The sequence below is a fragment of the Micromonospora saelicesensis genome, assembly GCF_900091575.1.
Lineage (GTDB): Bacteria > Actinomycetota > Actinomycetes > Mycobacteriales > Micromonosporaceae > Micromonospora > Micromonospora saelicesensis.
The window spans coordinates 1-11,846 of record NZ_FMCR01000002.1 but is presented as its reverse complement, the minus strand read 5'-3'; the positions used below and the strand labels follow the sequence as shown (position 1 = coordinate 11,846).

At 71.5% G+C, this 11,846-nt stretch carries 10 protein-coding genes and 1 pseudogene; 3 read left to right on the top strand and 8 right to left on the bottom strand.

Annotated features, from left to right (window positions below; genetic code table 11):
- Nucleotides 1-8 precede the first annotated feature (8 nt).
- The 6 genes from GA0070561_RS07925 to GA0070561_RS07900 form a co-directional block, all read right to left on the bottom strand.
- Nucleotides 9-1,247 (bottom strand): beta-ketoacyl-[acyl-carrier-protein] synthase family protein, encoded by a 1,239-nt coding sequence (locus GA0070561_RS07925; protein WP_091397636.1) that lies wholly within the window; start codon nt 1,245-1,247, stop codon nt 9-11.
- Entirely contained in the window at nt 1,244-2,860 is a 1,617-nt protein-coding gene (locus GA0070561_RS07920; protein ID WP_091397633.1) for a class I adenylate-forming enzyme family protein, read from the bottom strand. Before GA0070561_RS07920 ends, GA0070561_RS07925 begins: the two co-directional genes overlap by 4 nt.
- Nucleotides 2,857-3,294 carry a beta-ketoacyl synthase chain length factor gene (locus GA0070561_RS07915; protein ID WP_091397630.1) on the bottom strand — a complete coding sequence of 146 codons (438 nt, stop codon included), beginning with the start codon at nt 3,292-3,294 and terminating at the stop codon, nt 2,857-2,859. Before GA0070561_RS07915 ends, GA0070561_RS07920 begins: the two co-directional genes overlap by 4 nt.
- Nucleotides 3,295-3,455: 161 nt before the next feature.
- Nucleotides 3,456-4,559 carry a beta-ketoacyl-[acyl-carrier-protein] synthase family protein gene (locus tag GA0070561_RS07910; RefSeq protein WP_091397627.1) on the bottom strand — a complete coding sequence of 368 codons (1,104 nt, stop codon included), beginning with the start codon at nt 4,557-4,559 and terminating at the stop codon, nt 3,456-3,458.
- A complete protein-coding gene (locus tag GA0070561_RS07905; protein ID WP_091397624.1) occupies nt 4,552-4,797 on the bottom strand; it encodes a hypothetical protein in 246 nt (81 codons plus the stop codon). The genes GA0070561_RS07910 and GA0070561_RS07905 overlap by 8 nt, the downstream gene beginning before the upstream one ends.
- Complete coding sequence (locus GA0070561_RS07900; protein ID WP_091397621.1) at nt 4,797-5,063, bottom strand: acyl carrier protein; 267 nt, start codon at nt 5,061-5,063, stop codon at nt 4,797-4,799. The genes GA0070561_RS07905 and GA0070561_RS07900 overlap by 1 nt, the downstream gene beginning before the upstream one ends.
- A gap of 15 nt (nt 5,064-5,078) precedes the next feature.
- On the opposite strand from GA0070561_RS07900, the gene GA0070561_RS07895 reads away from it, so the two are divergent.
- Nucleotides 5,079-5,765 carry a 4'-phosphopantetheinyl transferase family protein gene (locus GA0070561_RS07895; protein WP_244166113.1) on the top strand — a complete coding sequence of 229 codons (687 nt, stop codon included), beginning with the start codon at nt 5,079-5,081 and terminating at the stop codon, nt 5,763-5,765.
- On the opposite strand, the gene GA0070561_RS07890 is transcribed toward GA0070561_RS07895, so the two are convergent.
- Nucleotides 5,693-7,042 carry a class I adenylate-forming enzyme family protein gene (locus GA0070561_RS07890; RefSeq protein WP_208603707.1) on the bottom strand — a complete coding sequence of 450 codons (1,350 nt, stop codon included), beginning with the start codon at nt 7,040-7,042 and terminating at the stop codon, nt 5,693-5,695. The two genes, GA0070561_RS07895 and GA0070561_RS07890, sit on opposite strands and share 73 nt — an antisense overlap.
- Before the next feature lie 413 nt (nt 7,043-7,455).
- On the opposite strand from GA0070561_RS07890, the gene GA0070561_RS07885 reads away from it, so the two are divergent.
- Nucleotides 7,456-8,526, top strand: a complete 1,071-nt coding sequence (locus GA0070561_RS07885; RefSeq protein WP_091397615.1) for a serine hydrolase domain-containing protein — start codon at nt 7,456-7,458, stop codon at nt 8,524-8,526.
- 61 nt (nt 8,527-8,587) lie between these two features.
- Here the strand turns inward: GA0070561_RS07885 and GA0070561_RS07880 are convergent, their stop codons facing one another.
- Entirely contained in the window at nt 8,588-9,415 is an 828-nt protein-coding gene (locus GA0070561_RS07880) for a M55 family metallopeptidase (protein ID WP_091397612.1), read from the bottom strand.
- A gap of 707 nt (nt 9,416-10,122) precedes the next feature.
- On the opposite strand from GA0070561_RS07880, the pseudogene GA0070561_RS07875 reads away from it, so the two are divergent.
- Nucleotides 10,123-11,846 (top strand): annotated as a pseudogene (locus GA0070561_RS07875) (hypothetical protein); the annotation flags it as partial.

Below are 11,846 nucleotides of genomic sequence, written 5' to 3'. Positions count from 1 at the left end.
CGCCTCGATCACCCCCTCGGCTCGGCGACGCGGGCCAGCAGCAGGCTCACGTTCTGTCCGCCGAACCCGAACGAGTTGGTGACCGCGTACTCCAGGTCGGCCTTGCGGGGCGTGCCGCGGATGTGATCCGCCGGGCAGGCCGGATCCGGATCGTCGAGGTGGTACGTCGGCGGCAGCAGCCCCCGACCGAGCGCCAACGCGGTGGCCGCCGCCTCCAGCACCCCGGAGGCACCGAGCAGGTGACCGGTGAGCGCCTTGGTGGAGCTGACCGGCACACCGCCGACGCCGAAGACGTCGGCCAGGGCGGTGGTCTCCGCGATGTCCCCGAGCTTCGTGCCGGTGCCGTGCGCGTTGACGTAACCGACCGCCGCCGCCGGGACACCGGCGCTGCGCAGCGCCCGGCGGATGCACGCCGCCGCGCCGGCGCCGTCCGGGCGGGGGGCGGTCGGGTGGTAGGCGTCCGTCGTCGCGCCGTGGCCGGCCACCTCGGCGTACCCGGCGACTCCGCGCGCCGCTGCGTGCTCGGCGCGTTCGAGCACCAACAGCGCGGCACCCTCGGAGAGGACGAACCCGCTGCGGGAGGTGTCGAACGGCCGACTCGCCCGGCCCGGGTCGGTGCCGGCGCGCGCCAGGGCCCGCGCATTGCCGAAGGTGTCGGCGAAGGTCGGGAAGAGCGGCGCCTCGCTGGCCCCGCAGAGCACCACGTCGACCTCTCCGGTCGCGATGAGCCGCACCCCGTCGGCGACCGCCTGGGCGCCGGAGGCGCAGGCGGTACCGACCGACGAGCTGTAGCCGCGGATGCCGTGCGCGATGGCGATCCGCGCCGCCGGCATGTTCGGCAGGATCCCGGTGAGCAGGTACGGACTGACCGCCGCCCGGCCCCGGGCCGCCCGGGCCAGCACCTGCGACTCCAGTGTGGCCATCCCGCCGACCCCACCGACGATCACACCGATCCGGTCGGGGTCGACGTCGCGGCCCACCTCGATGCCGGCGTCGGCGACAGCGTCGGCGGCGGCGAGCAGGGCGAGGACGACGATCCGGTCCAACACCCGGGTCTCCGGCCCGGACGCCACCGTCCGCGGGTCGATGTCGGGCAGCAGGCCGGCAACGTCCAGCGACTCCCTGACCGGGTGCCCCTCGGGCGGGCGGGTCAGCCCGGACCGGCCGGTGGCCAGCGCGTCGAAGGTCTCCTCGACGCCCCGCCCGACCGGGGTGAACAGACCCATCCCCGTGATCAACGCGGTCACGAGCTGGCCTCGGTGAGGTAGCGCTCGCGCAGGACCACCTTGCGGACCTTGCCGGTCACTGTGACCGGGATGTCGGCGGAGCGCACCGGCACGACCCGGCGCAGCGTGGCGCCGACGTCCGGGCCGAGGGCGTCGCGGACCCGCTCGGTGCGGTCCTCGGCCTCGTCGGCGCCGGCGGCCAACTCCAGCAGCACGTCGGTGACGACCGCGCCGGCCTCGGCGACGATCACCACAGTGCAGTCGGTGACGTCCGGGCAGGCGGCGAGGATCCGCTCCTCGGACAGCGCGGTGTAGAAGCGCCGCCCGTCGCCGGCGTCGACCGAGTCCACCGCCCGGTCCAGGTGGTAGTAGCGGCCGTCGGTGTCGGCGCGGACCAGGTCACCGGTGAGGTACCAGCCGCGCTGGCGGAAGCGGTAGGTGGTGACCGAGTCGTTCCAGTAGCCCCGGAACAGCGACGGCGAGTCGATGCCCAGGAAACCCACCTCGCCGACCGGCACCGGCTCGCCGTCGGCGTCGAGCACCGCGACCTTGGCGAACCGGTACGGGCGTCCGATGCAGCGGCCGTACCGGTCGGTGTCGGCGCGGTGGGTGATGTGGAACATCGAGTGCCCCATCTCGCTGGAGCCCAGCCCGTCGATGAAGACCGAACCGGGCACCTTCGCCACCCCGTCGCGGGTGATGGTGTCGCGCCAACCGACCGCGACCAGGCGGCGGATGTGCGGCTCGTGCGAGGCGTCGCCGGTGTTGAACCACAGTCGCACCGAGTCCAGGTCGTACCCGGACAGGTCGAAGCGGGCCAGTTCCGCCCAGGTGACCGAGAAACCGAACACCCCGTCGGGGCGCCAGCGTTGGATGGCGTCGAGCACCCGCTCGCCGCCCTGCTCGGAGAGCAGGAACATCTGCGCGCGGTTGCCCAGCGCCTGGTTGACCATCAGCACCGTGGCGGTGTGCGGTGCGGGCAGCGCGTTGAGGATCCGGGTCGTGCCCTGCGCCTGCGGCATGGTGAGCAGGTGCCGGGTGGCCGCGAAGAGGCTGGCGTGCGAGTGCAGCACCGCCTTGGGCACCCCGGTCGTCCCGGAGGTGTGGGTGATCACGATCGGGTCGTCCGGGTGGTGCCGGTAGTGCGCCGGGGCCGTGGCCGGGTCACCCGTGCCGGCCTGCGCGGGGGTGCCGAGCACGGGTACGCCCAGGTCGTGCCCGACCAGCAACGCGGTGTGCGCGTCGTCGGCCAGCACGCCGACGCCCCGCAGGCGACGGATGTACTCGGCGGCGATCTCCGGGCGGAGTTTGCCGTTCATCAGCGCCGGGATCGCCCCGAGCCGGGCCAGCGCCAGGAAGCTGAGCACCATGTCGGCCGCGGTGGAGGCCCAGACGGCGACCGGGTCGCGGGGGCGTACCCCTTGTTCGTGCAGCCAGGCGGCGCGGGCGGCGACCCGCTCGTCGAGCCGCCCCAGCGTCAGCGGCGTCTCGGCGGGGTGGCCGTCGACGGCGGTGTCGAAGGTCAGGCCCGGCCCGTCCGGGTCGGCGCCGTGCGCCAGCACCCGGGCCAGGACGTTGCCCGCACCCAGCTCGGTGTCGGCGGCGAGTGCGCCGCGCAGTCCCCGTGTCCTCATGGTCGTGCTCCTCCCCCCAGCAGCACCGCGACCGCCTCGGTCGGCCCGTCGGGTGCCTGTTCGATCAGGATCAGCAACACCTCGTCGGCGTCGCCGTCGTCGCGCAGCAGGTCGGCCTCGGCGACACCGTCGGTGTACGGGTCGCCGGTCGGGCTGAGGCAGACCACCGGGCCGCGCAGGTCCCAGCGGGCCGCGAGGTGCCCGGCGACGCTGTTGGGCACGGATTGGAAGAAGAACAGTGGGCCGATCCGCCCGCCGGCCTCGACGGTGGCCCGTACGTGCCGGGCGCTGGCGAGATCACCGCTCGCGCTGACCAGCACGATCCCCGTCCGCACCCCGGCGGGCACTCCCGCCGACCCGTACCCCCGTCGCAGACACCGTTCCGCGACGGCCACCACCACCGGCGCGAAGTCCGAGTGCACAAACCCCGGCACTCCCGCCGCCGCGCCGCCGCCGTCCCCACCCTCAGGCCAGAAGGCCCGAGCCCTCTCCCCGGCCCTCTCCTCCGGCGATCTTGCGGTTTCGGTCGTCGCTTTGGATGGTTGGTCGGATTCGTCGGGGCAGAAAGTGCAAGATCGCGGGGAGTTGGGGGCGGTCATCCGACGCCGACCAGGAGAGCGGTGTTGGCGCCGCCGAAGGCGGCGTTGAGGGTCAGGGCGTGGGTGGCTTCCGTCTTCTGGGGACCGTTTGTCACCACGTTCAGGGGGCAGGCGTCGTCGGGGCCCAGCCAGCCGGCGTTGACCGGCAGTTCACCGTGGCGCAGCGCGAGCGCGGTGACCACCAGTTCGAGCAGCCCGGACGCCTCCAGCGCGTGCCCGTGCACCGACTTCGTGGAGCTGACCGGGACCCGGGTGGCGTGCGCACCGAGGGCCCGACGCAGCGCGGCGGCCTCGGCGGCGTCGCTCTGCGCGGTACCGGTGGCGTTGGCGTTGACGTAGCCGACGGACTCCGGTGGCAGCCCGGCCCGGCGCAGCGCGCCGCCGACCGCGCGGGCCAGCCCGTTGCCGCCGGGCTCCGGCTGGCAGGGATGGAACGCGTCACCGGCCCGCCCCCAGCCGACCACTGTGGCCACCGGCTCGACACCGCGCCGTCGGACGGTGCTCGATTCCAGCACCACCGCCGCCACGCCGTCACCCAGCAGCAACCCCCGGCGGCCGGCACTGAACGGGCGGACCGCCCCGTCCACCGCGAGGGCGCGACCGGCGTCGAAGAGCGCGAACTGGTCCGGCTCCACCAGGTAGCCGGCCGCGACCACCACCCGCTCGACATCACCCCGGCTGATCCGGGCGGCGGCGTCGGCCACCGCCGTGCTCGCCGACACGCAGGCGCTGGTGTAGACCCGGGTGTGACCCGAGAGTCCACAACGGGCGGCGAGCTGACCGGCGAGCACGGCTGGCGCCGGACCCGGGGCCGGGCCGCCGTGCACGGCGAGCAGCAGGGCGCACCCGGTGCGCTGCGCGCGGTCCAGACCGGCCGCCCGGCAGGCCGCGTCGATCGCGACGGCCAACTCGTCGGTGAGCGTAGCGACCTCGGACAGGGTGGCCGCCACGGTTACCCGGCGGGCGGCGGTGTCGAATCGGCCCACCGGTCCGAACGCCGGCACCCCGGCCAGCACACCGGCGAGCTGCGCGTCGGCGCCCCGCCCGAGGGCGCTGACCGCGTGCACACCGGTGAGCTGGGCGACGCGCGCCTCAACCATCTGCGGAGGCGGTCAGCGACGCCCGGAACACCACCAGGGCGTCGTCGACGGTGCGGATGCCGGCCAGTTCGTCGTCGGTGAGGTCGAGCCGACTTTCGTAGCGCTGCTCGACGAGGTGCACCAGCCAGGCAAGCTCCATCGAGCCGATCCGGTCGGACACCTCGGCAGCCGGTTTCGCGGTGAGTTCGGCGAGCATGGTCATCAGGTCAGCTCGCCCCAGATCGGGCTGACCGCTCATCAGCCTTTGTCGCTCGTCGCCTCGGTGACGCGATTGGCGACCATGGTGGTGAACTCGCCGACCGTCATGAGGGCCAACTGCTCCGACTCGTCGTCGGCGAACGTCACGCCGTACCGGTCCTCGACCCGCACGGACAGGTCGGCCAGAGCGAGCGACTCCAGGTCGACGCCGGAAGGGCCGAGCGTGGTGTCGTCGTCGAGCCCCTCGACGTCGTAGTTCATGTCGGCGAGCTGCTCGACGACAAAGGCGCGGACCTCGGCTCTCATGGATACCCTCTCTGCGTGGCTCAGTTGACGGTGTCCGGTCGGGACACCGCCTACGTGTGGGTCGGCCGGGACACCGGCGGTCAGCCGGATCCGGCCGCTGTGCTGCTGCGGCGGGCGGGTGCTCTGCTGCTCGGTCGTACTGAGACCGCTGTGGTGCTGACGCACGACCGCGAGGGACGGCCGGTCGTGCGGGTCGACGAGGTGACCGGGTCGGTCGAGGTGGCGGTCAGCGTCAGCCGCACCGCCGGGCTGGTGGCGGTCGCCGCCCGTCGGGCCGGCGCGGTCGGGGTGGACGTGGAGCGGATCCGCCCGCTGCCGGCGCTCGCGCTGGCCCACCGCTGGTTCCCTCCCGCCGAGCTGGCCTGGTTGCGCGATCGGCCCGAGGCCGGCCGGACGGTGGACTTCCTGCGGCTGTGGACCGCCAAGGAGGCGGTCGGTAAGGCGCTCGGGCGGGGGTTGCGCGACGGTGGGCTGCGCCGGTTGATGCCGACGCCGGGGCTGCCGTTGCGGCCGCTGCCCGGCGACGAACTTTTGCGGGTCGGTCACCCGCGGCTGGGCGGGGGCCTCGTCCTGGCGGTCGCCGTGCAGGCGAGCGCGCAGGTCGACGTCGAGGTGGTGCAGCGGCCCGGTCACGAGGTGACCGCCGAGCGCAGCGCGTCGGTCGAGCGGACCAGCTTGCCGGTGGTGGTACGGGGCAACTGATCGAGCAGGTGCAGCGCCCGGGGCCGTTTGTAGCCGGCCAGCCGCTCGGCGAGGAGCTTGTCCAGCGTCTCCTCCGACAGCGGGCCGTCGGGTTGGACGTACGCGGTGATGCCGTCGTCCCAGACCACCACCGCGGCGGCAACCCCGGTCAGCTCGGCGACGGTGGCCTCCACCTCGGTCAGGTCGACCTTCATCCCGCCGACGGAGACCTGCGAGTCGAGTCGACCGCGCACCGTGACCAGGCCGGTGTCCTGATCGACGCTGCCGGCGTCGCGGGTGCGCAGCCAGCCGTCGGACCAGCGGGTCGGGTCGCTCAGGCCGACGTACGGCGACGCCGGGCAGGACACCCACAGCTCACCGCCGGACTCGCGGACCTCGATCCCGGGCGCGGGGGCGATCGACGGCCGGTGCGACCCGTACAGATCGGTGCCGATCACCCCGACCTCGGTCATCCCATACATGTTGCCCAGCGGCACCCCGTACCGATCGGTGAACGCCCGGGCGACGGCGGCCGGCACCAGCTCGCCCCCTGTGGTCATCCGCCGCAGCTGCGGCAGCGGACCGTTCGGGCGGGTGGAGGCGAGCAGTCCGATGTGGAACGGCACACCGAGCACGGTGGCCGGCGTGGTGCCGGCGCCGATCGCGGCCAGCACGGCGTCGCCGCTGAGCCGCTCCGGCGGCACCAGCTCGACCCCGGCGTGCAGCCCGTAGAGCAGGCCGCCGACAAGGCCGAGCACGTGCACCATCGAGGGCAGCAGGATGATCCGCTCGCCGGGCAGCGCCACCCCGTCGATCCGGGTGTAGCGGTGCACCTCGGCGACCAGGTCGGCAGCGGTGCGGCCGATCACCTTGGACGGGCCGGTGGAGCCGGAGCTGAGCTGGATCACGGCGTGGCGGCTGACCGCCGGGCGGTCGGCGTAGCGGGTGACGCCCTCGGTGACGTCGACGAAGATCTTCAGCGCTCCGCCACCGGTCCGCACCGGAGCGACCACCACCTGCGGGGTCAACCGGGCCAGCGCCCGGTCCACCTCGTGGTCGGTGAGCCGGTGGTCGAGCAGGATCGCCTGCCCTCCGGCGCGCCAGGTGGCAAGCAGGTTCACCACGTACGCCAGCGACGGTGGCAACCGCAGCGCGGCAGCGCCACCGGGGCGCAGTCCGGCGGTGGTCAACCGGTCCTGTGCGTCGGTCACCAGCCGGTGCAGGGTGGCCCGGTCGACGGGTTCGGGCAGACGGAGACAAATGTCGGTCGGGTGGCCGGCGAAAAGGACTTCGTCCACCCAGCCGGGGTCGGTCGCCGTAGGATCTTCTGCCGTCACTGCCGTTCACCGCCCAGCATGAAAGAGGGCGAATCCGCCCATCACGTACGCTTGTCGGGGTGCTGCGGGGAACCATACGACGCCCACAAGGCCATTGCTAGATGCGAATGGATGGATCAAAAGCAGCGGCCAGCCGGATTGCCGACAGCCCGTTCGGCGGACAGGATCGGGCGGGCGATTTGGCAGAGCGTCACCGAGGTATGACCCCTCGTACAACCGTCGCTCGGCCCCAGCCGGACGGCCGATGGCGTCGCGCTCACCGGTGCCCCGGCCGGTCGAAGCGGTACGGACCCGCGGCGGTGGGGTTAGCCGGAGCACCACCGGGGGGCTTTCCGGAGTGATGGCCCCCCGGGCCGACGACCATAGTGGAGCCCATGCGGACTCTTGCTGTGGCAGCGGCAGTGACGTTGCTGGTGGCGACGGGTGCCACCACGACACCGAGTGACCTCCGGCGTGACGTCGAGGCGCTGCGGACGAGTGGTGTGACAGGTGTCCTGGCCCGCCTGGAGTCCAGGACGGGCGCGCAGGTTGTCCGCTCCGGCCGGGACGTTGCGCACGACCCAAACCTCCGGATCGGGAGTACCACCAAGACGTTCACCGCGGTCGTGGTGCTGCAACTCGTCGGCGAAGGGAGGCTCACGCTGGACGATCAGGTCGACACGTGGCTGCCGGGTGCGGTGGCCGGTCGGCCGATCTCGGTGCGGCAGCTCTTGCAGCACACCAGTGGGCTGTACGACTACTCGTCCGACCTGATCTGGAACTACGCCACGCCCGAGTCCTACCGGCGGGAGCGGGACAGGCCGTACGCGCCCGAGCAGCTCGTGGCGATCGCCGTGGGCCACCCGCAAGGCGGCACCACCTGGTCGTACTCGAACACCAACTACGTCCTCGCCGGCATGCTGATCGAGGCGGTCACCGGGCGGAGTTGGGAACGCGAGGTGGACGCCCGCATCACGGGGCCGCTGGGCCTGCGGCGCACCCGCACCGGATTCTTGCGCGACCTTCCCGCGCCGCACGCCACGAACTACATGCAGTTCACCCGAGGTGGTCCGCTGGTGGACACGACGATCGCGATCCGCGGGTTGGACAGCGGCGCGGACGGATCGATGACCAGCACGGCGTCCGACCTCAACCGGTTCCTGGCCGCCCTGGCCGGAGGCCGCCTGCTGCGGCCGGCGCAGCAGGCGCAGATGCGCACGCTGGTCGCGACGGCGGATTCCCCTGCCGGTTCCGGGTACGGGTTGGGCATCTTCTGGATCCCGCTGTCCTGTGGTGGTGGCTACTGGCGACACGGCGGCACCGGTTTCGGATACCAGGTGGAGCCGGCGTTCACCGACGACGGGCGTCGGTTGACGGTGTCGATCTTCACCAACACCGGGGACCCCGAACTGGCCGCGAACCGCCAGGACCTGCTCAACGACCTGGTCGATAACGCCTTCTGCTAGGCCGTGTCCTCACACTCGTAGCGACGACCCACGCAACACCAGGCCTCTTCGAGGACACCAGCTAGCCGGGTTTGATGCTGGCGAGTTGGACCAGCAGCTGAACCAGCCGGTACGCCTCGGCGACGTCGACGGCGTGGAAGGCGACCGTCCGGCCGCCGCCGACTCGGGTCACGCCCGGCACCAGGACTGCGAGGTCGACCATGTACGGGCCGTACAGGTCGACCTCGACGTCCAACGGCCCGGCCATCTTCGCCGGCAAAATCGAGGCGCGCCGGGCGATCGCGTCGGCGGCAGCGTGGCGTAGCCGCTCCCGGGCCTCCTGCGGATGCACTGCCACCGCGGCGGCCTGACCCAGGGTCTGCTTGACGGCGACGGTGACCGCCGAGGGCACCAGCTCACTGAATTCCGCGCAGGCGGTGTCGTCCCCGCTGAGCAGGACGACGGGCGCGTCCAGGTGCCCCGCCATGGCGACGTTGAGGCCGATCTCGCCCAACGACCGGCCGGCCACCCGCACGTCGAGGACGGCGTCACTTATCGTGTGGGCCAGCACGGCGGGCCCGGCACCGGCCCGAGCGTGATAGCCGATCAGCAGAACGGCATCCGTCTGCTCGTCCAGCCCCGCCAGCATGCCCAGCGGGCGGGGTTTACCGCGCACGAGGTGAGCACGCCGGTCGAGGTCCTCCGGCACGATGTTCCGAAACGTTCCGTGTGCGTCGGCGACCCACACCACCGCGTCGGGTTCGGCATCGAGGACCCCGGCGATCACCGCATTAGCCTCGGCCGTCATCAACGCCCGGCCCCGCTCGTAGTCGTACCGATCCGGATTCGTCTCGGTGGGATGCACGATCCCCGAGATGCCTTCCAGGTCCACCGAGATCAGTGCCTTCATGGCTCCAGGACCCTACGCACTCCTGACGCAAAGGACGACCTCGCCCTCGGTGCGGGCGGCTGACGCGCGCGGCTCGGCCCTTCGCCGATGACCTGCCGACCTTCGGATGGCGCGCTGCGGGCGCCCGAGGACAGCCGCAGGGTGACCCGCGAGCGCGGTAGGAAGCCCTGACTCGTGGTGTCGGGTGTTTGTCTCGGTGGGTTGTGTATTGACGATGGGTGGTTGGGTGTAGCGGCGTGTTGTCGGGAGGGGAGTTCGATGCGGCTGCGGGTTGTGTTGAGTGCGCTGTCGGTCGTGGTGGCAGCGGCTCTCGGGGTCGTGACGAATGCCTTTTCGAGCGGGTGGGCGTGGCCGTGGGGGATCGCTCTCTCTGCGCTGGTTGTGCTCTTGATCGGGGTGCAGCTCGGATTGGCCTTGTTGGATCGTGGCCCTTCAGGGCAGCAAGGTGAGTCACCGCCCTCGGTGACGGTGACCGGAGATCGTTCGGTCGGGACGGTTACCGGGGGCACGGTTGTGACTGGCGACAGCAACGTCGTGGCGCCGCTCCTCGAAAAAGCCGATGACGGCGTGGCGGGGCCGCCACGAGAGCGTCGCAGGTGACTGGGGCCGTCAATCCGGGTCCGGCGTTGCGGGGCAACGTTGAGGTGTCCGGCGACCGGTCGGTGGGATCGGCGGTCAACAGCGTTGTGGTAACCGGGGATCACAGTGTGGTGCTTCACGTCGGTGGGCAGCAGGTTGCCGAGGTTCCCATTCCGTCCAGCCTCGCTGTGGCTGAACGGCTGCTGTTCGGTCCCGCGCTTGAAGTGAACTCGGTGTTGGTGGGTTCGTGGTTGCGCCCAGATGCCGGGGTGATCGGGTCCGAGCCACGTCGTGAGGTTGACGTGCTGGTGGACTGGTGCTTGTCGGGTCAGGGCCCGTTGGTGCGGTTGGTCTGTGGGACGGGTGGGCAGGGCAAGACGCACCTGGCGGGGCGGGTGTGTGAGCGGTTGCGGACGCAGGGCTGGTTGGCCGGGTTGGTGCGGTTGCCATCGCCGAACTGGCGGGCGGTTCGATTGGGGGACCTGGCTGACGGCGGAACAGCGGGACAACGTGCTCGGAGGGAGTTGCATCGGGTCCCAGAGATCACGGCTGCGGTACGGGCAGCGGCCCGGCTACAGGCGCCGATGCTGTTGGTGGTTGATTACGCGGAGAACGTCGGCCCGGTGGTGGCGGAGTTGTTGGACACCATCGCGGAGGCGGGTGCGGCGGAGTGGGTGCGGTTGTTGTTGCTGGCCCGCACAGACGCGGATTGGTTCCGCGAGCTGGCGGTGGATCATCCGTTGCATGACTGGGTGCATCCGACACCGCTGCGGCTGGGTGCGTTGTCGGTCGGCTGGGATGCCGACCGCGTGCGGCAGGTGTGGACACAGGCGATCGATCGTTTCACCGAGCGCGCCCGGCAGCATGGGTTCGGAGTATCTGCAGGTGTGGCACCGGTGATGCGGCCCGGGCAGCGGTTTCCGACCACGTTGGACCTGTATGCCACCGCGTTGCTGGCGGTGTTGGATGCCGCTGAGGGGCCGCGTCGTGGTGATCCGGGTGACCGGGACGCGTTGGCGGGGGTGTTGCGGCATGAGCAGCGCCAGGTGTCCGCGGCGTTGCGCGCGTCGGGTCTGCGGCTGGATGAGACAGGGCAGGCGTGGGCGCTGGCCGCTGTGACGTTGACGGCCCCGGCCACGGAGGCAGAGGCCGTCGAGGTTGTAGCCCGGGTACGTGCGCTCGATGGCGTGAGCGACCGGTCGCGTCTGATGCGCGTGTTGTGCCGGTTGTATCCGGACGGGTCGAGGGAGCGGGTGTGGCAGGCACCGACGCCTGACCGGTTGGCTGATGTTCACCTGCTTGATCTCGCTGGCGCGTCGGCCAGCCGGGGGCAGTGGGTCGATGACCTGGCGGCGCTGTGCGGTACAGAAGATGGGCGGGCCGCAGGACATGCGACCATCGTTCTACATCGTTGTTTGTCAACGCCGGACTCCGCTGGCTTGCGGCGGGATTCTCTGGCGTTGGTACGCGATGGGCTCGCGGCGCTGGTAAGCCGATTCCCGACTGGTTTTGTGCCCGCCTTGGTGGTAGTGGATCCGGCCGGTTTCGACGCGGAGATCATCAGCGCGGTGACGAGCAGCGGCGGAGAGCCAGGGTTGACCATCGAGCGGATGATGGAGCTGGATTCGCTACTGCGTCAGTTGGGATTTGCGACCACCCGGACCGCTATTGCGGTCGCTGTGTCACAGCGGCTCGTAGCGGTCACTACGCCCAACGCGGCGGAGAGTGATCCTCGGGTTCTGAATCGGTACGCAGGCGAGCTAAACAACCTATCGGTCCGGTTGGGTGCGTTGGGTCGGCGTGATGAGGGCCTAGCCGCGATCGAAGAAGCCACCGCGATTCGCCGCCGACT

Coding starts and splice junctions, on each gene's coding strand:
- GA0070561_RS07920 (WP_091397633.1), bottom strand. CDS start 2,860: ATGAGGACACGGGGACTGCGCGGCGCACTCGCCGCCGACACCGAGCTG.
- GA0070561_RS07885 (WP_091397615.1), top strand. CDS start 7,456: ATGCGGACTCTTGCTGTGGCAGCGGCAGTGACGTTGCTGGTGGCGACG.
- GA0070561_RS07900 (WP_091397621.1), bottom strand. CDS start 5,063: ATGAGAGCCGAGGTCCGCGCCTTTGTCGTCGAGCAGCTCGCCGACATG.
- GA0070561_RS07910 (WP_091397627.1), bottom strand. CDS start 4,559: ATGGTTGAGGCGCGCGTCGCCCAGCTCACCGGTGTGCACGCGGTCAGC.
- GA0070561_RS07905 (WP_091397624.1), bottom strand. CDS start 4,797: ATGAGCGGTCAGCCCGATCTGGGGCGAGCTGACCTGATGACCATGCTC.
- GA0070561_RS07880 (WP_091397612.1), bottom strand. CDS start 9,415: ATGAAGGCACTGATCTCGGTGGACCTGGAAGGCATCTCGGGGATCGTG.